The organism is Blautia intestinalis, assembly GCF_014297355.1.
Taxonomy (GTDB): Bacteria; Bacillota; Clostridia; order Lachnospirales; family Lachnospiraceae; genus Blautia_A; species Blautia_A intestinalis.
In genome coordinates this window covers 34,364-55,582 of record NZ_JACOQE010000016.1, presented here as the reverse complement: position 1 = coordinate 55,582, position 21,219 = coordinate 34,364, and the positions used below count along the sequence as shown (strand labels likewise).

The following is a 21,219-nucleotide window of genomic DNA, read 5'->3' as shown; positions in this document are numbered from 1 at the left end:
AATATATCTGTTTTCAGGGATTCTGTATTATTCAGAATAATCCCATTTTTCAGATATTTCTGTTTTCCTACAAAATTTCTTCTATATAATGCGGATGATCCGTATCTACAGAATGATTCTGTGGAAAATGGAAAAGAAATTTCCGAGTCTGAACAAAACCTGTTCGTAATTTCGTCCAGATAATTCTGTGTTGCTCAAGTTTTTAAGATTTTTTACTCGGCCCTACCTGCAATGGGTAGAGCGCATTTCATCTGATATCATCTGTCTCTTTGTAAAATTTGGATTTTCTAAAGATTTTTTTTGAGATGATATATAGCAAGTTCCTTCTAATGATTATAATATAAAATTTGTGAACATAGTATTCGACTTTCAAGGTACTTTTTTTGAGATTATTATGTTAATCTCTGGTTTCCACGTCGATAATTTCGACAGGGACCTCATACAAATTCGCGTATGCTAACAGCTGCACGTATGAGGGATTCACTTTGCCGCGTTCGTGGTTCGTCAACGTTGCAGGTGACATGTGCAGTTTCTCGGCTGCTTCTTCCTGCGTCAAATTTTTGTTTACGCGACAGGCGGCTAAAGTCCATTTTAAATTACTAACGTCCATTTTTTGCCGTCCTTTCTGTGCTGGGGTTTACGTGTTACTAAAGTTTTCCTAAAATAATAATATAATATAAAGTGTTGCAAGCTTTTTTTTGGAGTTCTTGCTATCTCCTCTTTACACATATATATTAACATACATATGTTCATTTGTCAATAGTTTTTTCGTAATTCTTTTAGTTTTTCTATTGTTTTTTTATGATGCTGTCCTTCTTGCAATCTGAATCGTCTTTATTTTATTCATTATAGCATCACATTTTCTAATCTGTGCCAGGCAGTAATCCCGGACATCTTTTTTAAATACAGGGTCGCGGGCAGCGCTTCTGCCGTACTCGGTCCATGGATTATCCAATTCCACCAGTACCTGCTGGAATTGTTCTGCAGTATCTCTGCATTTACCAACCAGAATGCCTTTTGCTGTTACTGGATCATTTTCCAGCAGTTCGTAAAAGGAATTTGAGCGTTCCTGTCGATAAATTCCGAATTCTTCCAGACCGTCACGATCTACAAAATACCCGTCCGGAAGTTCCTCGTTTTTGTCATCTGCGCAGTTTACATAATTCTTTACATATCTTGCGGAAGGGAAACCAATCCCGATAAACTCTAAATCTTTTACAGACAATACCGGATATTTTCTCTTCTCAGGTCTGTCATATTCTGGAAGGCTTCGTCCGAGGATAGTCGTCCAGATAAATTCAACCGCCTGTATGTACTGCAGGTTTTCAAACATCATTACCAAATCGATTGCGTTTGCGCTGCGGTTGCAAGAGAAACCTCGTATGTACCCGCGATCCCCTAAAACACAGTTTCCCAAATGCCTGTCGTTATGTCCAGGGAATGGACATAACATCCTCTTGTGCGTAACATGGATGTTGTAATATGCCAGAGTCTGCTCCAGCTCCCGTTGGCCAATCTGCCGTTTCATGTCATTTATGGCGTCCAGTTTGTTCATTTTTTCGCCTCCTTCCTATACGCGATGATAACCTACACTGGGGATCTGGAGATTAAATCCCTCCACAATCGCCAGGGCGTCCAGATGCTGCAAGTCCGTCTCCGTTCCGTGGTTTATCGCACGTACCGCTTGTAAACAGATCTGCCCAGAGCTCTTCATGGTGGTTGTCCGCCCGAACAGGATTATCGCCTCGGCTGGTTTCAGATCCTCCACAACCGCCCTGACAAGATCACCGGTGGCGTAAATTTTATAGCTGCCGGTTTCTCCCGGTACCAATATAGAAAATTCCGCAAACTCGTTGCCGTTTTTTAATACATGCAGTTCCGGCACCTGTTCGGCGTAGCCGGCTAATATACACAAATTAAATGCCGGCATTTTCAGTGCAACCATACTATCACCTCCTCTCACAACAGCTCTACTAAGCTATTTTTATACAGACACTTTCTCAATAAATCTAAATCCGTTTGCAGATGTTTTCTTTTTGCTTCCGTCTTGTCTATAGAACCACTGTCCTTTAACAATCCCTTCCTCAACAAGTTCAGTTGCTTTCGGATGCTTACGGCTGCCTGACCATTCAAGGAATGCACACTTCCATCTCTCCTCCGCAGGTTCTCTTCTTTTCTCTTCTGATTTACATTCTTTAAGCAATTTTTCAATTTTCTCATCTGTAAGATTTCCGATATATTCTTCGTCCAGAGCATAAAAATCTGTCTGATTGTAATAATTGCTTGTGTGATGCCATGATGAGCGAGTTAAGCATACTTCTTTCAGTACTTTTACTGGCAGCTTCTGTAGTTTGGAGATTGAGCATTTAAGCTCAATCTCTGATACTGATATCGCCTCTAAAATATCAGACTTACGCCATCTGCTTAATGGCCTCTCACCATTTTCATACGCTTCAACCGCATTATTGCTCATGCTATATCCATAGTATCCTGACATTGGTATTTTCCCCTTTCATTTTCCCGGAGGAACGTTCCTCCGGGAATGCTTACACGAATATTATTTTACATCGTAGATTTCGCCGTCATCATCGATGTATAATGTCACTTCTGGCGAACCTTCCGTAGCTACATATAACACTGCTACGCGGGTCTCCGTATTAAAATCAATCTGTTCATATTTCGCATCTCCATTCTCTATATAGCTAGTCCCATGGAGCTACAGATCGTACGTGGTACAAATGTCGTCCCAGTCTACAAGCACATCATCCTCCTCGACATCGCAGAGAGCCACCAGCCAATCAGCCTTCTTGCCTACAATCTCCTCTTCCAGGCCTATTGGCGCCTCTGTAGGAGTGTTTATTTTATAAACCTCGTCTACCTTGTTATTGCTATCAATGCAGATCTTAAAGCGCCAATCCTCTCCGTCCTCATTTTCCAGATAAATGTACTGTTTATTCCAATCATCTCTGCTTTCTCTCTCTCCAACTGTTACTACAGCAATGTCTTCCGGATTTTCCGGATTAATGCCGGTGTAGCGGTGTTCTTTCCACTCCTCGTTCCTGCCTACACAATCGTTTTTCTCTGTGTAGTTATACCCAAGTGCTTCCAGAACTTTAATTGGTGTAAAATCCATGCCTTCAAGTGCCTTTACAGTTTCTGCTGTTGCTAATGCGTTTGTTTTTGTCATTTTTTTTCTCCTTTCTGTGGGCCGGAGGGAAGCCCCTCCGGAAATATATTGTTAAATTATTTTTTATGCAATTTCCTTTTTATCTGCAAGAGCTGCCTGCATGCGTTTCAGGCTATTTCTAATAGCTGTCAAAGTCGTAATTTCTCCATCTCTGGTATAAGTTCCGGATGCATATACGTTCCTGCAGCTACAACTAACATCATACCTGGCGGTATAAGTGCGTCCGCCTTCGGTCCACGCTACCTCTCTATAGGTATTTTCGTGTTCCATGTAGCCTCTACCAGATGCATATTTCGGTGGAGTCCAAAAATACGAATTACGAAATCTTTCTGCGGTCTCCACGATAGCCGCTACCGTTGCTACAATATCGCTGTCATAGTTGTCTGCTAATTTTTCTGTTTTTCTCATAATCAAGTTCTCCTTTCAATTTCCCTGCGGCGGCGGAATATAAACGCAAAAAAGGCAGTGTAGTATTGTTTTAATATACAGGTTAATCTAATAATCTGTATACGCATAGCGTTATTACACGCTAATGCTACAATACCACACTGCCAATATGGTCGATTTCCGTGTCAATTCTATTATGCCCATCTCATCATCATTATATAGGGGCAGACCCGGTTTATCCCACACTGCTTTTAAGTACAGGGGTTCATGTTATTAATTTTTTAAAGTGCTGTGTTGCCTATACACACAAGAGATTTTAAATCAATATTTTTTTAATCCAGCTCTCCATGTAGCCTTCAGCCCGTCAGCGTCCTATCTCTCTATAGGAGGCCCGCTTCCTTGCCATGCCTGTCAGGATTTTTATTAATTTGTTATCTCTCTTGTTTGTAACTATAATATATCATACCCTCATCTATATGTCAATAGGTTTTTTGTAATTATTTCAGATTTTTTATATTTTGTAAAAACGTACATTCGGGAAATTCTGCAGTTGCCATATACTACACTATTCAGCTGTTAAAAATCAAGCGTTTCGCCAAATTGGACTAAGGCGATTTTTTCTTCTATATATATAATGTAATTCGGATTTTTTCAGACATGATTTTGGACATAAAAAATAGAGAGGACCCGAAGATCCTCTCACGATAAATTTAGGAGCATAATGTGCTCATAATGCCCTTTTTCAGAGATTTTTTAAAAATTTATGCTAAAATTATGCTAAAATCAGGAGTCTGGAGCCCGGAATGCCAGTGTTTATGCGGGTCTTTCAAATTTACACAGTTTTTTCACCAAATTTTAAGAAAATCCTTAGAATTCTTTTCTTTTCAAATGACCACCAGCAAGCTACAATAGAGATATGAAAACACAAAAGCAAAACACAAACCTTACGAAAAAACAACGGCTTAAGAACCGCCAAAAACAGGTACAGATCCAGAAACTGATTCTGGCATCTGTATGTATCATTCTTCTTGGTATTGCAGTTCTCCGTCCCGTTTATAACCATAAACCAAAAACCTGTACGATCAACTCCACCTGTGAGGGCTACCGCAGCAAAGTTGAAACAGAAGCAGCGAATTATGATATGTCAGATTATGTTGATCTGATTCTTGCACTCATGATGCAGGAAAGTTCCGGACAGGGTACAGATGTTATGCAGTCTTCGGAAGGCGCCTACAACACCAAATACCCACAGGTGCCTAATGGAATCACCGATGTAGACTACTCCATTTCCTGCGGCATTCAGGAGCTGAAATATGCCCTTAATAAAGCCGGTGTCACAGATCCTGATGATCTGGATCATATCCGACTTGCACTTCAGGGGTACAATTTCGGTGCAGATGTATACTTCAATTATCTCGAAAAAAACGGAATCACCTCCTGGTCTGTCGAAAGTTCCGAAGCTTTCGCCAAAATCGCCAGCGGCGAGACTGCACGTTCCGAAGAAGATCCACTGTATACCACCGCCGGTCCGTGGGACTACGGAGACCAGCATTATCCCGAACACGTATTACGCTATTATCATATTTAGTCCCTTTTTATGCCGGAATTATATTTTTATAAATTTTTCAAATTTTTTCAAAAAAACATTTGACAAGTACAATTATATCTGGTATTATATGTCTTGTCGATGAGGAACACACCTCAGCAAGACACATGCGATAGTGGCGTAGTTGGTAACGCGCGACCTTGCCAAGGTCGAGACCGCGGGTTCGAGCCCCGTCTATCGCTCTTTTTATTTAAGAGTCAGGATAATTTCCTGATTCTTTTTTATTTCTAATAATGCACCTTTTATTACGCAATGCCCTGTTAATCCTATTTCTTATATTATCAGCAACCTTCTATATATTTAACCTTATATTTCCTTCACCAATACCTCCCACTGCTTCGCTTTGCTCCCGTCCCCTATATACAGACCACCCGGTCATTTATGTATCTCGTTAAAAACCTCTGCAGAAAGTTCCAGATTTCATACAGATACATAAATGACCGGGTGGTCGTAATATAAATATTTTTTCTTTAATGATGGAACAGTCTGATTCCCGTAAACGCCATCGCCATTCCATATTTATTACAGGTCGCGATCACATCGTCATCTCTCACGGATCCACCCGGCTGTGCAATAAATTCCACACCGCTCTTATGTGCTCTCTCAATATTATCACTAAATGGGAAGAACGCATCGGAACCAAGTGTTACACCTTTTAACTGATCCAGCCATGCACGTTTTTCTTCTCTTGTAAATGCTTCCGGTTTCTCAGTAAATCTTCTCTCCCATTCTCCGTCAGCAAGCACATCCATGTATTCCTCACCGATGTAAACATCGATCGCATTATCTCTTTCTGCTCTGCTGATGCCGTCCTTAAATGGAAGTTTCAACACCTTCGGACTCTGACGGAGGAACCAGTTGTCAGCTTTCTGTCCCGCAAGTCTGGTACAATGTACACGTGACTGCTGTCCGGCTCCGACGCCGATTGCCTGACCGTCTTTTACAAAGCATACGGAGTTGGACTGCGTATATTTCAGAATGATCAGAGAAATTTTAAGATCACGTTTTGCATTTTCTGTAAGAGTTTTGTTTTCGGTTACGATGTTTGAGATCAGTTCATCATCGATTGCAAGATCCTGACGTCCCTGTTCAAAAGTCACACCAAATACCTGTTTGTGTTCCAGCGGCGCCGGTACATAATCAGGGTCGATCTCGATCACATTGTAATTTCCTTTTTTCTTCTGTTTCAGAATTTCCAGTGCTTCTTCTGTGTATCCCGGTGCGATCACACCATCAGAAACTTCTCTTTTGATCAGCATTGCTGTATCCTTGTCGCAGACATCAGAAAGGGAAATAAAATCGCCGAACGATGACATTCTGTCTGCGCCTCTCGCTCTTGCATATGCACATGCAAGCGGAGAAAACTCTTTCCAGTTCATATCATCTACCCAATAGATTTTTGCAAGTGTCTCTGTAAGTGGAAGTCCTACAGAAGCCCCTGCCGGTGAAACATGTTTGAAAGAAGTTGCAGCCGGAAGTCCTGTGGCTTTCTTAAGATCACGTACAAGCTGCCAGCCGTTAAATGCATCAAGGAAATTGATATATCCCGGTTTTCCGGAAAGAACTTTGATCGGAAGATCTTTTCCCTCTTCCATGTAGATTCTGGAAGGTTTCTGATTCGGGTTGCATCCGTATTTTAACTGTAATTCGTTCATCTTCACCTTTTCCTCCTTAGTTGTTCTTATTTATGATTTTTGTTGTATAAGTACCTGTTGCAATATCAATATAACGTACAAACAGAGAAACTTTATTATCTTCATTCAGGCTATTCCAGAGCAGTTCTGTAAATGCCTCTATATCATCCGGAATATCAACCAGTTTCGGTTCTCCTTCAAAGCTCGGAAGCGGATTTCCGTCACATTTGTATGTATGAATGAAACGACCTTCTCCGGCAACTGCTTTTTCATAAGCGTATGTATAACGGAGACAGGAATCCGGATTTCCATTATCACTTTTCAGAATGGACATCGCATAGCTGTAATTTCCATTCTCAATGTGCATCACACCGGAAATTCGAGGTGTATAGTTCGGTCCATCCGGTTCAAATTCACGAGATCGTAAGGACTGCTCAAAAGTAAGCTGTTTGTCCAGCCCTTCATAAATTGTATCTGTCTGATCACCGTTTGTCACGATGGTTTTGTTTCCAAGGACACGCACCGGTGCATAAATGATCAGGCTCGGATCTGTCAGCTTAGAAGGATCAAACGCCTGTGTACGGATACCTTCTCCTTCTGTGACAAATACGCGGTTTCTGCTGTTTTCGCTTCTTCCCATGATAAAGTAAGCAGTTACTGCTTTTGTTCCGTCTGCGGAACGTCCGATGATAATTCCGCGTCCCGGATAAGAATTGTTTTTCAGTTCATTTTCCAGTGAGATTTTTTCCATGATCATTCTCCTTTAGTGTAATAAAGTAAATCGACCGCCTGGTCAGTCTGTCATCAGGCTGCCCAGGCGGTCGGCACATTCACTTACTGCACTCCCTGTAGTTCATCCTACTTCCGCCAGTCATGCAGTCGTTGTCTTCATAATATACTAATTTATTCAGTTTAGCAAGAACAAAAATTGAAACAATTATTCGTCCACGCTGTAGTTCGGAGCTTCTTTTGTAATATGAATATCATGTGGGTGAGATTCTTTCAGGGAAGCTGCAGAGATTTTTACAAATCTGCCGGTTGTCTTCAGTGTTTCGATATCTTCTGCTCCACAGTAACCCATACCGGAACGAAGACCTCCCATAAGCTGGAATACAGTATCCTCCAAATGTCCTTTGTAAGCCACACGGCCTTCTACACCCTCCGGAACAAGTTTCTTCGCATTCTCCTGAAAATAACGGTCTTTACTGCCGTTTTCCATGGCTGCGATAGATCCCATACCACGGTATACTTTGTACTTACGTCCCTGATAAAGTTCGAATGTTCCCGGACTCTCATCGCATCCTGCAAAGATACTTCCCATCATGCAGACATTCGCACCGGCTGCAATTGCTTTTGTGATATCTCCGGAATATTTAATACCGCCATCTGCGATAACCGGAATACCGTAGCGTTTTGCCACTTCATAACAATCCATAACTGCTGTAATCTGCGGAACACCAATACCAGCAACTACACGTGTGGTACAGATAGAACCAGGTCCGATACCAACCTTAACTGCATCTACACCAGCATCGATCAGAGCTTTTGTAGCTGCGCCGGTTGCAACATTACCTGCAATTACCTGAAGATCCGGATATGCATCCTTGATCTGGCGTACGGCACGGAGAATATTTTCGGAATGACCATGCGCAGAATCTACTACGATTACGTCAACATTTGCTTTTACAAGAGCATCTACACGTGCAAGCACATTGGATGTAATACCAACAGCTGCACCGCAGAGCAGACGTCCCTGCTCATCTTTTGCTGCAAGAGGATATTTGATCTGTTTTTCGATATCTTTAATCGTGATCAGACCTTTTAAGTTAAAATCGTCATCTACAATGGGTAATTTCTCTTTACGGGATTTGGCAAGAATTTTCTTTGCCTCTTCAAGTGTGATTCCTTCTTTGGCTGTGATCAGTCCCTCAGAAGTCATGCATTCTCCGATTTTCTTTGTGAAATCAGTTTCGAATTTCAGGTCACGGTTGGTGATAATACCTACCAGTTTTTTGCCTTCTGTGATCGGCACACCTGAAATACGGAATTTTGCCATCAGATTATTGGCATCTTCGAGTGTATGATCTGCGGATAAAAAGAATGGATCAGTAATAACACCGTTCTCAGAACGTTTTACTTTATCTACTTCCTCAGCCTGTGCTTCAATGGACATATTTTTATGAATGATACCGATACCACCCTGTCTGGCCATCGCAATTGCCATTCTATGCTCAGTAACTGTGTCCATTCCTGCACTCATCATAGGAATGTTCAGCTTGATTTTTTTCGTTAAGTGTGTTGTAACATCTACCTGATTCGGAATTACTTTTGAATATGCCGGAACTAACAGGACATCATCAAATGTAATGCCTTCACCGATAATTGTACCCATTGCATTTCCTCCCTTGTATTATGTTGTTTTGATTTTGATTCAAAGTGTAACAAAAAAGAACTGAGGTGTCAATCCAAAAAAACTTTGCTCGGAGCTGAATTTTTGATAGCTTTTGCCATCTCATCATCCGGCTCAATGATGATCCGGCTGTTCTCTCCACCGGCTTTCATGATGATTGCAAAACGTTTGTGCTCCGGATTTCCTGAAGAATAATCCAGTGTTTTCATGCGGCTGTTTCCATTGTAATAATCCATTTTGTGGGAATTCAGCGGAGCGATCAGATCTGCTTCTGACAGATTCACAGACATCACTTTTTTACGTTTTGACTTTGCCATAACCATGTCAATGTCAAATTCCCCGTTTACAAAAAGATACTCGTACTCCAGATCCGTCCGTGGAATCACAAAATAACATGCAACTCCCAACGCAATTGCCAGGACCAGAAGCAATGGATTGATAAACAGCCCGGCTCCTGCCGCAAGAACTGTCAGCACGATCAGCCCATACTTCACTATGGCATCCTTCGCTGTCGATTCTTTCTTCACAAGAAATTCTGAATAAAGATCACTCATATCATTTTCTCCTTAAATGTATTTTAATAATTCTATCACAAAAAGGGATCAGCGTCTATGACGCCAATCCCTTAATTTTTGTACTTTATTTACATCATGCCGCCCATTCCCGGAGCACCTGCCGGCATAGCCGGAGTATCTTCTTTGATTGTGGCAACTACAGACTCTGTAGTCAGGAGTGTAGAAGCAACACTTGTTGCATTCTGAAGAGCACTTCTTGTAACCTTAACCGGGTCAAGGATACCAGCGCCTACCATATCTACATATTTCTCATTCAGAGCATCGAAACCAATGCCTGGTTCGGATTCTCTTACTTTGTTGATAATAACGGAGCCTTCCAGTCCTGCGTTTGCAGAAATGTGGAATAACGGAGCTTCCAGAGCTTTGAGAATGATGTTCGCACCAGTCTTCTCATCACCTTCCAGCGTTGTAGCAAGCTCAGCAACTTTTTTGGATGCGTGGATGTATGCAGATCCGCCACCTGCGATGATTCCTTCTTCTACTGCTGCTCTTGTAGCTGCAAGAGCATCTTCCAGACGAAGTTTTGCTTCTTTCATCTCAGTTTCAGTTGCAGCACCAACACGGATAACAGCTACGCCGCCTGCCAGCTTTGCAAGTCTTTCCTGTAATTTTTCTTTATCGAATTCAGATTTTGTTTCTTCGATCTGTTTACGAATCTGAGCAACACGGTCTTCGATTGCTTTCTTGTCACCAAGTCCATCAACAATAACTGTGTTTTCTTTTGCAACTTTAACGGATTTTGCACGTCCAAGCTGAGCCATTGTAGCTTCTTTGAGTTCCAGTCCCAGTTCTTCGGAAATCACCTGACCGCCTGTCAGGATTGCAATATCCTGAAGCATTTCTTTTCTTCTGTCACCATATCCCGGAGCCTTAACAGCTACTACCTGGAATGTTCCTCTTAATTTGTTTACAATCAGAGTGGTAAGTGCTTCACCTTCTACATCTTCAGCGATGATGAGAAGTTTTGCACCGGCCTGAACAACCTGCTCCAGTAACGGAAGAATTTCCTGAATGTTACTGATTTTTTTGTCAGTGATCAGGATATATGGATCTTCAAGGTTTGCTTCCATTTTTTCCATATCTGTGGACATATATGCGGAAATATATCCACGGTCAAACTGCATACCTTCTACAAGATCAAGCTCTGTATGCATGGTCTTGGATTCTTCTACTGTGATAACACCGTCGTTGGAAACTTTTTCCATTGCATCTGCAACTAACTGTCCGACTTCTTCATCACTTGCAGAGATAGAAGCAACGTTTGCAATCTGAGCTTTTCCACTGATTTTCTGGCTCATCTCTTTGATTGCATCTACTGCAGTATCTGTTGCTTTTTTCATACCTTTTCTCAGGATGATCGGGTTTGCACCTGCTGCCAGGTTCTTCATTCCTTCATGAACCATTGCCTGCGCAAGTACGGTAGCTGTAGTAGTACCATCACCTGCTACGTCGTTTGTTTTGGATGCAACTTCTTTGATAAGCTGTGCACCCATGTTTTCAAAACCGTCTTCCAGTTCGATTTCTTTTGCGATTGTAACACCATCGTTTGTGATAAGCGGAGCACCAAACTGCTTGTCAAGTACTACGTTTCTTCCTTTTGGTCCGATTGTGACTCTTACTGTATCTGCAAGTTTGTTTACGCCAGCTTCAAGTGCGGCTCTTGCTTCTGCGCCAAATTTAATTTCTTTTGCCATGATGACTGTCCTCCTGAATATTATTCATAACTGTTCAGTACCCTCTCAGTTACGAGTCAAAATGCATTCCAACTCACCTTCGGTGATAGCATTTTGCCTTGTATGTCTCGGGCTTTTGGCAAAAACATGCCAAAACACCTCGCGGGATACTACCTACTGCATACTTACTACTATTCTACAATTGCCAGAATGTCGCTCTGTTTTACGATGATATATTCTTCACCGTCAAGTTTTACTTCTGTTCCTGCATATTTGGAATAGATAACTTTGTTTCCTACAGCAACTTCCATCTTCACTTCTTTGCCTTCGACTACTCCACCAGGTCCTACAGCGATAACTTCTGCCTGCTGTGGTTTTTCCTGCGCCTGTCCCGGAAGTACGATACCGGATTTTGTTGTTTCTTCTGCTTCTAACTGTTTTAATACAACTCTGTCACCTAAAGGTACTAATTTCATGATCTATGTCCTCCTTTATTGTTGCTTTCTTTTTATTACTAGCACTCATTTCACTTGAGTGCTAATCACTGTCCCTATATTATTGAAATTTACGATTTTGTGCAACTCTTTTCACAGTCATAAATTAGCATATATCTATTTATTATCTTTTATTATCTTTTATTTTCTCTCTTTTTCTTACTTTCTGATTTTAAATAAAGAAAAACCTTTCCTCAAAAACGGGAAAGGCTTTCACTCTACATATAATTCTGTTTATGAAGACTTTTTATTTCTCTGCGCCTTGATTTCTTCCAGTTCGTCAAAAATCACTTCATTCAATACTTTAATGTACGTACCCTTCATTCCGGAAGAACGGGACTCGATAACCCCTGCACTTTCGAACTTACGAAGTGCATTGACAATAACTGATCTCGTAATACCCACACGGTCTGCAATCTTGCTTGCAACCAGAATGCCTTCCTCACCATCAAGCTCATCGAAGATATGAATGATTGCTTCCAGCTCAGAAAATGACAGAGTATTAAATGCGGATTTAACAACCTGCTGCTTGCGATCCTCTTCTGCATTTTCTTCATGGACTGCACGCATCATTTCCAGACCGACAACGGTCGTACCATATTCACTGACAATGATATCCTCAATATCATACGGTCTGTCATTTCTGTACATAAATACAGTTCCCAGACGTTCTCCCGCAATATCGATCGGATTGATGATACCATAGCAGCTGCTGTTTACATGTTCAAAGCCAAGGGTCTGGAGATTTACATTTTCTTTGGTAGATAATACACCCAGGAAACGTTCATTCAACAGGGAATCGATATGTCCGCCTACGTTATCTTCAATCAGTTCAGTGATTTCTTCAACTCCCGGACACAGACTGATTCCAAGCACTTTACCCTTTTTGCTGAGTACCAGAATGTTAGAGCTTAAAGTTTCCATCAGTACCTGACAGATATCATTAAACACAACCTTACTGGAACTGCTGTTGTGCAAAAGTTTATTAATTTTTCTGGTTTTATCCAACAACTGAACGCTCATTACGGCCTCCTTCTCATGTTTTCTCGATGTTTCTGTCTTTATGTTCTAATTTTACACGTTTCGTAGTGAAAACACAAGATATTTTTATATTTTTTTCGATTTTGTCCGCATTTTCAGAAAATTTATATATTTAGTCTTCTTTAGACTTTTGCTCCACATAACCGCAAGTTGTCTCACTGCAGACAATCTTATTTCCTTTTTCGACCATATAGCTTCCACACTTCGGACATTTCTTTGCCGATGGCTTCTGCCATGACATGAAATCACATTCCGGATTGTCGATACAACCGTAATATTTACGTCCCTTCTGAGTCTTTTTCAACACGACATCCTTACCGCACTTCGGACATGCCACACCAATCTTTTCATAATATGGCTTGGTGTTTCTGCACTCCGGAAATCCCGGGCACGCAAGGAATCTTCCGTGAGGTCCATATTTGATGACCATGTTGCGACCGCAGACATCACACACTTCATCACTGACTTCATCCTGGATCTCAACCTTTTCCAGTTCCTTCTCTGCCGCGTCTACATCCCGCTTCAGATCCGGATAGAAATTACGGACAACTGTCTTCCACTGCACCGTACCTTCTTCCACGCAATCAAGCAGCCCTTCCATCATCGCAGTAAAACGAACATCTACAATGCTTGGGAAAGCCTGTTTCATAATGTTGTTGACAACTTCTCCGAGTTCTGTCACGTAGAGATTTTTCTGTTCTTTGGACACATAACGGCGGCTGATGATCGTTGTGATCGTCGGCGCATACGTACTCGGACGTCCGATTCCCTGCTCTTCCAGTGCTTTTACCAGAGATGCCTCTGTATAATGTGCCGGCGGCTGTGTGAAATGCTGTTCCGGCTTTAATTCTGTCAATTCCAGTTTCATGCCCTTTTCGAGGCTCTGACTTAATACATTGCCTTTCTGATTGTCCTCTTCCTGTACATATACAGACATAAAACCATCAAACACAATCTTTGAAGCAGCAACCGTAAATGTATATTCTCCTGCTCCGATCTTTACAGATGTTGTCTCATATTTTGCCGCAGACATACGGCTGGCAGTAAAACGTTTCCAGATAAGCTGATACAGACGGAACTGATCTCTGGACAGAGATTCTTTGATCATTGCCGGAAGTCTGGTAATATCGGTCGGACGGATTGCCTCATGCGCATCCTGGATCTTCTGTTCCTTTTTGACTGTCTTTCCTGTAGTAGAAACATAGTTATCTCCATACTGCGCTTCGATATACTCCCTTGCTGCCTGATCTGCCTCCTGTGAGATTCGTGTGGAATCAGTACGCAGATAACTGATCAAACCAACGGTACCGCTGCCCTTAATGTCTATACCTTCATATAACTGCTGTGCCAGACGCATTGTTTTCTGAGTGGAAAAATTTAACGTCTTGGCAGCTTCCTGCTGCAGAGTACTGGTCGTAAACGGAAGCGGCGCATTCTTGGTACGTTCACCCTTTTTGACTTCTGTAATCTCATACTGTGCGTTTTCCAGTGCTTTCAGGATCTTATCCATCTCCGCTTTGTTGTGGATTGGAAGTTTCTTATCCGTACCGTAGAATTTAGCCTGCAGAGGTTTCTTCTCTCCCTTTATCTTAAACTCGCCGTCAAGACTCCAGTATTCTTCCGGAATAAAGGAATTGATTTCCTCTTCTCTGTCACAGATAATGCGCAGCGCAACTGACTGTACACGGCCTGCACTTAATCCTCTTTTGACCTTAACCCACAGAAGCGGGCTGATCGTATAACCTACCATTCGGTCAAGCATTCTTCTTGCCTGCTGTGCATCTACAAGATTCAGATCCAGATCACGCGGCTGCTTGATTGAAGCCTTCACTGCGGTCTTGGTAATCTCGTTGAAAGAAATTCGGCGCATTTTGGCCGGATCTTCTTTCAATGCCTGCATCAGATGCCAGGAAATTGCCTCTCCTTCACGGTCGGGGTCAGTTGCGAGATAAATTTTATCTGCTTTTTTGGCTGCCTTTCTGAGATTGGCCAGAAGTTCGCCTTTTCCCCTGATTGTAATATATTTTGGTTCAAAATCATTCTCCACATCAATACCGAACTGGCTTTTCGGGAAATCACGCACATGTCCGTTGGATGCCTGTACATCATAATTACTTCCCAGAAATTTCTTTATAGTTTTTACTTTCGCAGGTGACTCTACTATCACCAGATATTTCGCCATGCTATCTCTCCTATTCAAAAGCTTCCGGGAAATCACGGTCACTCATTGTTATGCAGTCTTTACATAGTAGTGCCTGCCGACTTCAAGTGCCAGTCCTGACAGTGTCAGTTCCAGCAAAAGACTGCCGATTTTTTCCGGCGGAAGTCCTGTTTTCTGAATCAAAAAATCCATAGATTTTGGTCGTAAATCGAGACAACTATACACCAATTTCAAATCGGTTGCAAGCCCTAAGTCATTTTTTGTCTTTATTTTAACGGGATTTTCATACTCTATCCCCATCTCACGGAGCAGGATTTCCGGCGTGTATGCAATTCCTGCACCATCGTAGATCAGTTTATGACATCCCATACTTCTCTCCTCATTGACCGGTCCCGGCACAGCAAAAACTGCCTTTCCCTGATCAAGTGCCCACTGCGCCGTGATCAGGGATCCACTCTTTTCACGCGCTTCTACGATCAATACAAGATCTGCCAGGCCACTTATAATTCGATTCCGGGCCGGAAAGAAGTAATTTCGGGCCTTCGTTCCCGGTGTCTGTTCACTGATGATTCCTCCGCCTGTACGCAGAATACGCTGATAAAGCCCTCTGTTGCCTGCCGGATAACAAATATCCGGTCCGTTTCCAAGGACTGCCCATGTTCCACCTCTTCCCTCCAGTGCTCCTCTATGTGCCTCCGTATCAATTCCGTATGCCATTCCACTTATGACCTGTACTCCCGCTTCACTTAAGTATTTCGCATAACGAAATGCCTGTATGCGCCCATAAGGAGTAGCTGCCCGCGCACCGACAATCGCTGCTGTCGGTTTTTTCGGATCCGGAAAGGTACCTCTGACATATAACTTCTCCGGCATTCCCGTATACTGACACAATTTTTCCGGATATTCTTTATCCTTTGCCCCTACCTCCCTGATCGGTATTTTTTGAGTTTCTTCCATATATATATCTCCTCTATACATTATCTCTTTTACCTGATTTTTATTCTGAATGATTTCAATCATTTTTCAGTTCCAGTATTTTTTATCAAAGGAACGATACGATAAAGCCTCTCCTAAATGTTCTTTGTTGATTGTCTCCGAAGCATCCATATCTGCAATCGTCCGCGCCACCTTTAAAATCCTGTGATATGCTCTCGCACTGAACGGCATATGCTGAAATGCCATCTTAAGAAGCCTGCCTGCTGAATCATCCAGATGACAGAAGTTTTCGACCTGCTTCCCGCTCATTTCTCCATTAAACTGAATCTTTTCGTCTTTAAAACGTTCTCTCTGGATCTGCTGTGCTGCTTCTACACGCATACGGACCTGTTTCGTATTTTCTCCAATCTTCCCATTGCTCATCCCGTCGAAATCTACCGGTGAGACATCTGCACAGAGATCCAGTCTGTCCAGAAGCGGCTGACTGAGTTTTCCCAGATATTGCCCTACCTGTGCCGGTGTACATCTGCAGCGGTTCATATCCGGATAATATCCGCATGGACATGGATTCATTGCTGCACACAACATAAAATGTGCCGGAAAATCATACGTTCCATAAACACGTGAAATGTGGATCACCTTATCTTCCAGTGGCTGACGCAGGATTTCCAGACTTCTTCTGGAGAACTCCGGCATCTCATCCAGAAACAATACCCCTCGGTGTGCCAGCGTGATTTCTCCCGGCCGAGGATTCCTGCCGCCTCCTGCCAGGGCCTGCGCAGAACAGGTATGATGCGGACTTCGAAAGGGTCGTATACGAATCAGCGGGTCTTCTGCCGGCAGCAATCCGGCAATACTGTAGATCTTCGTCAGTTCCAATCCTTCTTCTACCGTAAGTTCCGGCATGATTCCGGGAATCCGTCTGGCGATCATCGTCTTACCGGCTCCCGGCGGACCGATCATCAGAAGATTATGAAATCCACTGACAGCAATCTCCACAGCTCTTTTCAGACTTTCCTGACCATGAATCTCACAAAAATCCGCGGGATTTTCCTGTGAAATTTTTTTTCCTTTTTCTACTGGTTTCTTATAAGAATCCGGCACACTGACATATCGTATCATCTCCTGCAGATTAGATACACCGATAACCTTCATATCCGGAATCAGATGTGCCTCTTTCAGATTGTCATACGGAACCACACAGAAACGGCATTTTTCTTCACGCGCCCGAATGATCATCGGCAGGATTCCTGAAACCGCATGGATTTCCCCATTCAGACCTATCTCTCCGGCCATCATTACATTTCCCAGCTGTTCTGCTGCAAGCACTCCGGCGGCCGCAAGCACAGCCGCTGCCAGTGGAAGATCAAAACCTGCGCCCTCCTTCCTGATATCCGCCGGTGCCAGATTTACGGTAATTCTCTTGGGCGGGAGCGCAATTCCGTTATTCTTAAGGGCAGTACGCACTCGATCCTGTGCTTCTTTTACCTGAGTCGACGGCAGACCGACCATAGTAAAAGAAGGAAGTCCGTCACTTACATCTGCTTCAACCTTTATGAGATGAACTTCCATTCCTGAAATAGCTGCTGAAAAAACACTTGCAAACATAAATCTCCTTTCTGTCTGTAAATGCTCCCGATCTGCATTTTCTTCTCAATAAGACTCATATAAATCTGTATTTTGTTATATTACTTATGGGAATTTAAAGATTTCAGCCATCCTCAAATAAGAGCTGGCGTAAAAAGATAGATAGAATTTGTATATAAGCTCTCTGTATTTCATTTCATTATAGTCCATTTTGCTCCCAAACGCAATAGCACATTTCGGTCTGTTTTATAATTGCAAAAAACAGGAGGTGCGCTTATGAAGTTTCAACGTATTCAGGATCTTCGTGTAGATTCTGACCTTTCTCAGCGACAGCTTGGTGAAATTCTGCATATCAGTCAGCGTTCCTATTCTCATTATGAAACAGGCTCACGTGGCATTCCGATTGAAATGCTCATCCGCCTTGCTGACTATTATGACACAACGATTGATTATCTTGTAGGTCGTACTGACAACAAAGCACCTGTAAAATAATCATTTCTGTTTCATCAGCGAAAAAAAGAGGAAGCCATCCCCGATCGGATAGTTTCCTCTTTTTCTTTCATTTATAAGCTCAAAACTGCTCAGTTTCCTTCACTTGCCTTTTGATCTTCCCACTGTTGGATTTTATTGATGTTTGCGATTTCATACTCATTAAAAACAGACCCCTGCTCTGCATCAAAAGTTTCCGGATCTATGGTTCCCTGATACCAGGATTTGCTGTTGAAATAATCCGCAATATAATCCGTCACAAACTGTCTTCCATGACGCGCATAAATCTCATTTTTCGCAAGTTCCAGCTGATCCGAGGTATATTTGGAAATTTCTTCATCTGTAAGATAGCGGTTGCTGCTCTCCGGAAAGAAATATTCCCCGCTCTCCGCGGTAACCTGCGTCTGCTCTTCTGACGGTGTCGGTGTTGCAGTCGGTTCCGGTGGGTTGAGTACAACCTGATTTCTGCTCATGATACAGCTTACATTCGGATACACGGAAGATACCGGTTCTGCAGTACTCACCCGCAGATAAAGCTGTCCGTTATCAAATGTCAGATTACCGGAAGCTGAATTTCCCGCTGAATCACCAAATGAAAATGCCGCCGCATTTCCGGCAACTTCTGCTGTTATATCTGCAGACACTGCCTGCGTCTGTCCTGCATCCGTCTGATAAAAACTAAAAGACACCGCATTCTGACTGATGTTGTAAACATTGATCGTTACAAGTCCGTCTGTACTGTACCAGTAATCCCAGAAATCATCCGGATTAAATGTAACTCTCTGCTCCGGGACCGGGGTAGGTGTTGCTGTCGGCCGCGGTGTCGGACTTGGAGACGGTATCGCCGTAGGCTCCGGGGTCGGAGTCAGTTTCGCCGCATTTTCAATTGCTTCTTTTTTTTGCTGCGCTTCTCTTGCACTTTTCTGAAAACTCGCCAGAAGAAGAGCTGCTGCTGCAAACATAATAAAGATTGATATCAGGATGATAAGCAGTATTTTCAGCCTGTTTTTTCTTCTCATTGGTACCACCTCTGTTCCAGTCACCTGTTGTTCTTTCTTATTTCTGTTTATTTCTTTTCTTTTATGTAGCCCTTACGATATGCATCCAAAAGCTGCATAAGTTCTTCAATACGCTCCCGCAGTGCCTTTCCGGTATCAGTGTCACCCACCAGGCGTCTCTTTGACGTATAATGTACGGACACTCTGTTTGATACGATGTCGCTTTCTTTTGAAACGGCATCTTCCTTGGATGTAAACGGTTCATGTGCACTTAAGATCAGCCCGTAGGAGTTGTAAATCAGAGTATAACCTGCAATTCCGGTCACCTTCTGATATGCCTTGCAGAAGCCGCCGTCAATAACGATCACCTTGCCATTGCATTTTACCGGGCTTTCTCCCTCTCCCTGATGTACCGGTACGTGACCATTGATAATATGTCCGTGCTCCGGAGAAAGGTCGAATTCCTGAAGCAGCGTATCCACTACTTTTTCATCTTCAAGCAGATGATAGTATGCACCTTTCGTCTCTTTGTGTGTTTCTTTATCTGCTATAAAATATCTCTCAAATGTGGTCATCTTATCCTTGCCAAATAATGGTGACGACGGACTTGCCCAGATAAACCAGAGAATATCCATCCCTTTTCGCTGTTCCATACTGTCCACTGCAAAAAATGCTCTTCTTACATAAGTCTCAAGTATGTCATACAGTTCACGCCCTTTGTATTTCTTTCCGTAAATCTGGATTTCTTTCAGGCTTCCATCCTCGTTCAACGGAATACATCCATGGAAAAGCAGATTTCCATTATATATCTTGTACAGGCCGCCTTTATCCAGAAGCAGGCGCATATGTTTCTGAAGTTTTTCGCAGTTGCGGAAAGCTGTTTCCATACGTTCTATCACATCACGCTCTCCTGCTGTCAGCTCATATGGATGTTTCCAGTCAATCGTCGGGAATTCTGTATCCAGCATCGGATATTCTTTTCCGTCCGAAAGTGTAACTGTTCCCTTTACCGGATCGATCCTGTGAAGCAGACAGCGGTCTTCCATATGAAATTCTCTGTGTCTGTGGATAAGCTGTCCTTCCAGCTTGAACTGAATGATAGAAATTGCCTTATGCATCTTCTGACCCAGTTCTTTTTCCAGTGCATTATAATTGGAAGTTCCCTTCATCTCAAATGCATTACACGGATCATCTTTGTAAACTTCCATGGCAAAAGTAGCGAGCGGAAGCATATTGATTCCATAACCGTCTTCAAGAATATCAAGATTGCCATATCGAATACTGTTACGCAGTACCGTTGCAATACATGCACGCTGTCCGACAGCAGCTCCCATCCATACAACATCATGATTTCCCCACTGAATATCAAGGGAATGGTAATTCATCAGACGATCCATAATAAAATGCGGACCCGGTCCACGGTCAAAAATATCACCAAGAATATGCAAATGATCCACAACAAGCCGTTGGATCAGTTCTGCAAGCGCAATGATAAAATTCTCTGCACGTCCAATCTGAATGATCGTATTTACAATCGAATCATAATACGCTTCTTTATCCAGAACCTCTGCCTTTTCCGTAATCAGTTCCTCTATCACATAAGCATAATCCGCAGGAAGTGCTTTACGTACCTTGGATCGTGTGTATTTTGATGCCGTTGTCTTGCAGACTTCGATCAACCGATACAGTGTGATCTTGTACCAGTTTTCCATATCCTCTTCCGTCTTTTTGACAAGCTGCATTTTTTCTTTCGGGTAGTAGATCAAAGTTGCCAGAGCTTTCTTGTCACTGTTGCTCAGCGTATGGCCAAATACATCATCTATTTTCTTTCGAACTGCTCCGGAGCCATTTCGGAGCACATGGGAAAATGCTTCATATTCACCATGCAGATCCGACATAAAATGCTCCGTGCCTTTCGGAAGGTTCAAAATCGACTGAAGATTAATGATCTCCGTAGAAGCCTTTCCGATCGTCGGATACAGTTCTGCAAGTCTCTGCAAATATCTCAATTCCGCTTTTTTCATATTCTTCTCCTTTTTGC

At 42.6% G+C, this 21,219-nt stretch carries 20 protein-coding genes, 1 tRNA gene and 1 riboswitch; of the genes, 3 read left to right on the top strand and 18 right to left on the bottom strand.

Features of this window, described 5'->3' with window-relative positions; all coding sequences use genetic code 11:
* Window positions 1-397: 397 nt before the first annotated feature.
* The 6 genes from H8Z79_RS17650 to H8Z79_RS15830 form a co-directional block, all read right to left on the bottom strand.
* Window positions 398-610, bottom strand: a complete 213-nt coding sequence (locus H8Z79_RS17650; protein ID WP_118041275.1) for a helix-turn-helix domain-containing protein — start codon at window positions 608-610, stop codon at window positions 398-400.
* A gap of 189 nt (window positions 611-799) precedes the next feature.
* Window positions 800-1,555 (bottom strand): CHC2 zinc finger domain-containing protein, encoded by a 756-nt coding sequence (locus tag H8Z79_RS15850; protein WP_118041273.1) that lies wholly within the window; start codon window positions 1,553-1,555, stop codon window positions 800-802.
* 15 nt (window positions 1,556-1,570) lie between these two features.
* Window positions 1,571-1,945 (bottom strand): hypothetical protein, encoded by a 375-nt coding sequence (locus H8Z79_RS15845; RefSeq protein ID WP_118041271.1) that lies wholly within the window; start codon window positions 1,943-1,945, stop codon window positions 1,571-1,573.
* Window positions 1,946-1,984: 39 nt separating this feature from the next.
* Window positions 1,985-2,497 carry a hypothetical protein gene (locus H8Z79_RS15840; RefSeq protein WP_118041269.1) on the bottom strand — a complete coding sequence of 171 codons (513 nt, stop codon included), beginning with the start codon at window positions 2,495-2,497 and terminating at the stop codon, window positions 1,985-1,987.
* Between the two features lie 219 nt (window positions 2,498-2,716).
* The gene (locus H8Z79_RS15835) at window positions 2,717-3,187 is read right to left on the bottom strand and encodes a hypothetical protein (protein WP_118041267.1); all 471 of its coding nucleotides are present in this window, start codon (window positions 3,185-3,187) and stop codon (window positions 2,717-2,719) included.
* A gap of 63 nt (window positions 3,188-3,250) precedes the next feature.
* Window positions 3,251-3,595 carry a hypothetical protein gene (locus H8Z79_RS15830; protein ID WP_118041265.1) on the bottom strand — a complete coding sequence of 115 codons (345 nt, stop codon included), beginning with the start codon at window positions 3,593-3,595 and terminating at the stop codon, window positions 3,251-3,253.
* An 895-nt stretch (window positions 3,596-4,490) separates the two neighbouring features.
* On the opposite strand from H8Z79_RS15830, the gene H8Z79_RS15825 reads away from it, so the two are divergent.
* Window positions 4,491-5,162 (top strand): lysozyme family protein, encoded by a 672-nt coding sequence (locus H8Z79_RS15825; protein WP_015540865.1) that lies wholly within the window; start codon window positions 4,491-4,493, stop codon window positions 5,160-5,162.
* 127 nt (window positions 5,163-5,289) lie between these two features.
* Window positions 5,290-5,362, top strand: a tRNA-Gly gene (locus H8Z79_RS15820).
* 288 nt (window positions 5,363-5,650) lie between these two features.
* Here H8Z79_RS15820 and H8Z79_RS15815 read toward each other — a convergent pair.
* The 10 genes from H8Z79_RS15815 to H8Z79_RS15770 all read right to left on the bottom strand — a co-directional run bounded on the left by H8Z79_RS15815 (window position 5,651) and on the right by H8Z79_RS15770 (window position 17,712).
* On the bottom strand, window positions 5,651-6,835 hold the full coding sequence (locus H8Z79_RS15815) for a phosphoribosylaminoimidazolecarboxamide formyltransferase (protein WP_015540864.1): 1,185 nt from the start codon (window positions 6,833-6,835) through the stop codon (window positions 5,651-5,653).
* Window positions 6,836-6,851: 16 nt separating this feature from the next.
* Window positions 6,852-7,565, bottom strand: a complete 714-nt coding sequence (locus H8Z79_RS15810; protein WP_118041263.1) for an IMP cyclohydrolase — start codon at window positions 7,563-7,565, stop codon at window positions 6,852-6,854.
* 53 nt (window positions 7,566-7,618) lie between these two features.
* Window positions 7,619-7,699, bottom strand: a riboswitch (ZMP/ZTP riboswitch).
* A 52-nt stretch (window positions 7,700-7,751) separates the two neighbouring features.
* Complete coding sequence (gene guaB, locus H8Z79_RS15805; protein ID WP_015540862.1) at window positions 7,752-9,206, bottom strand: IMP dehydrogenase; 1,455 nt, start codon at window positions 9,204-9,206, stop codon at window positions 7,752-7,754.
* A 68-nt stretch (window positions 9,207-9,274) separates the two neighbouring features.
* Window positions 9,275-9,778 (bottom strand): DUF6106 family protein, encoded by a 504-nt coding sequence (locus H8Z79_RS15800; protein ID WP_015540861.1) that lies wholly within the window; start codon window positions 9,776-9,778, stop codon window positions 9,275-9,277.
* Window positions 9,779-9,867: 89 nt separating this feature from the next.
* On the bottom strand, window positions 9,868-11,493 hold the full coding sequence (groL, locus tag H8Z79_RS15795) for a chaperonin GroEL (protein ID WP_015540860.1): 1,626 nt from the start codon (window positions 11,491-11,493) through the stop codon (window positions 9,868-9,870).
* A gap of 170 nt (window positions 11,494-11,663) precedes the next feature.
* Entirely contained in the window at window positions 11,664-11,948 is a 285-nt protein-coding gene (groES, locus tag H8Z79_RS15790) for a co-chaperone GroES (protein ID WP_015540859.1), read from the bottom strand.
* A 252-nt stretch (window positions 11,949-12,200) separates the two neighbouring features.
* Entirely contained in the window at window positions 12,201-12,989 is a 789-nt protein-coding gene (gene codY / locus H8Z79_RS15785; RefSeq protein WP_015540858.1) for a GTP-sensing pleiotropic transcriptional regulator CodY, read from the bottom strand.
* Between the two features lie 130 nt (window positions 12,990-13,119).
* Complete coding sequence (gene topA / locus H8Z79_RS15780; RefSeq protein ID WP_015540857.1) at window positions 13,120-15,189, bottom strand: type I DNA topoisomerase; 2,070 nt, start codon at window positions 15,187-15,189, stop codon at window positions 13,120-13,122.
* Between the two features lie 48 nt (window positions 15,190-15,237).
* The gene (gene dprA / locus H8Z79_RS15775) at window positions 15,238-16,125 is read right to left on the bottom strand and encodes a DNA-processing protein DprA (protein ID WP_118041289.1); all 888 of its coding nucleotides are present in this window, start codon (window positions 16,123-16,125) and stop codon (window positions 15,238-15,240) included.
* A gap of 66 nt (window positions 16,126-16,191) precedes the next feature.
* On the bottom strand, window positions 16,192-17,712 hold the full coding sequence (locus H8Z79_RS15770) for a YifB family Mg chelatase-like AAA ATPase (protein WP_118041261.1): 1,521 nt from the start codon (window positions 17,710-17,712) through the stop codon (window positions 16,192-16,194).
* A gap of 255 nt (window positions 17,713-17,967) precedes the next feature.
* Between H8Z79_RS15770 and H8Z79_RS15765 the strand changes: the two genes are divergently transcribed.
* Window positions 17,968-18,183, top strand: a complete 216-nt coding sequence (locus tag H8Z79_RS15765; protein WP_015540854.1) for a helix-turn-helix domain-containing protein — start codon at window positions 17,968-17,970, stop codon at window positions 18,181-18,183.
* 89 nt (window positions 18,184-18,272) lie between these two features.
* On the opposite strand, the gene H8Z79_RS15760 is transcribed toward H8Z79_RS15765, so the two are convergent.
* On the bottom strand, window positions 18,273-19,199 hold the full coding sequence (locus H8Z79_RS15760; RefSeq protein WP_015540853.1) for a YARHG domain-containing protein: 927 nt from the start codon (window positions 19,197-19,199) through the stop codon (window positions 18,273-18,275).
* A gap of 47 nt (window positions 19,200-19,246) precedes the next feature.
* Window positions 19,247-21,202, bottom strand: a complete 1,956-nt coding sequence (locus H8Z79_RS15755; RefSeq protein ID WP_015540852.1) for a fructose-bisphosphatase class III — start codon at window positions 21,200-21,202, stop codon at window positions 19,247-19,249.
* Window positions 21,203-21,219: the final 17 nt, after the last annotated feature.

What these genes read in the sequence shown, in the direction of transcription:
- H8Z79_RS17650 (WP_118041275.1), bottom strand. Translation starts at nt 610, where the DNA reads ATGGACGTTAGTAATTTAAAATGGACTTTAGCCGCCTGTCGCGTAAAC.
- H8Z79_RS15850 (WP_118041273.1), bottom strand. Translation starts at nt 1,555, where the DNA reads ATGAACAAACTGGACGCCATAAATGACATGAAACGGCAGATTGGCCAA.
- H8Z79_RS15845 (WP_118041271.1), bottom strand. Translation starts at nt 1,945, where the DNA reads ATGGTTGCACTGAAAATGCCGGCATTTAATTTGTGTATATTAGCCGGC.
- H8Z79_RS15840 (WP_118041269.1), bottom strand. Translation starts at nt 2,497, where the DNA reads ATGTCAGGATACTATGGATATAGCATGAGCAATAATGCGGTTGAAGCG.
- H8Z79_RS15835 (WP_118041267.1), bottom strand. Translation starts at nt 3,187, where the DNA reads ATGACAAAAACAAACGCATTAGCAACAGCAGAAACTGTAAAGGCACTT.
- H8Z79_RS15830 (WP_118041265.1), bottom strand. Translation starts at nt 3,595, where the DNA reads ATGAGAAAAACAGAAAAATTAGCAGACAACTATGACAGCGATATTGTA.
- H8Z79_RS15825 (WP_015540865.1), top strand. Translation starts at nt 4,491, where the DNA reads ATGAAAACACAAAAGCAAAACACAAACCTTACGAAAAAACAACGGCTT.
- H8Z79_RS15815 (WP_015540864.1), bottom strand. Translation starts at nt 6,835, where the DNA reads ATGAACGAATTACAGTTAAAATACGGATGCAACCCGAATCAGAAACCT.
- H8Z79_RS15810 (WP_118041263.1), bottom strand. Translation starts at nt 7,565, where the DNA reads ATGGAAAAAATCTCACTGGAAAATGAACTGAAAAACAATTCTTATCCG.
- guaB (WP_015540862.1), bottom strand. Translation starts at nt 9,206, where the DNA reads ATGGGTACAATTATCGGTGAAGGCATTACATTTGATGATGTCCTGTTA.
- H8Z79_RS15800 (WP_015540861.1), bottom strand. Translation starts at nt 9,778, where the DNA reads ATGAGTGATCTTTATTCAGAATTTCTTGTGAAGAAAGAATCGACAGCG.
- groL (WP_015540860.1), bottom strand. Translation starts at nt 11,493, where the DNA reads ATGGCAAAAGAAATTAAATTTGGCGCAGAAGCAAGAGCCGCACTTGAA.
- groES (WP_015540859.1), bottom strand. Translation starts at nt 11,948, where the DNA reads ATGAAATTAGTACCTTTAGGTGACAGAGTTGTATTAAAACAGTTAGAA.
- codY (WP_015540858.1), bottom strand. Translation starts at nt 12,989, where the DNA reads ATGAGCGTTCAGTTGTTGGATAAAACCAGAAAAATTAATAAACTTTTG.
- topA (WP_015540857.1), bottom strand. Translation starts at nt 15,189, where the DNA reads ATGGCGAAATATCTGGTGATAGTAGAGTCACCTGCGAAAGTAAAAACT.
- dprA (WP_118041289.1), bottom strand. Translation starts at nt 16,125, where the DNA reads ATGGAAGAAACTCAAAAAATACCGATCAGGGAGGTAGGGGCAAAGGAT.
- H8Z79_RS15770 (WP_118041261.1), bottom strand. Translation starts at nt 17,712, where the DNA reads ATGTTTGCAAGTGTTTTTTCAGCAGCTATTTCAGGAATGGAAGTTCAT.
- H8Z79_RS15765 (WP_015540854.1), top strand. Translation starts at nt 17,968, where the DNA reads ATGAAGTTTCAACGTATTCAGGATCTTCGTGTAGATTCTGACCTTTCT.
- H8Z79_RS15760 (WP_015540853.1), bottom strand. Translation starts at nt 19,199, where the DNA reads ATGAGAAGAAAAAACAGGCTGAAAATACTGCTTATCATCCTGATATCA.
- H8Z79_RS15755 (WP_015540852.1), bottom strand. Translation starts at nt 21,202, where the DNA reads ATGAAAAAAGCGGAATTGAGATATTTGCAGAGACTTGCAGAACTGTAT.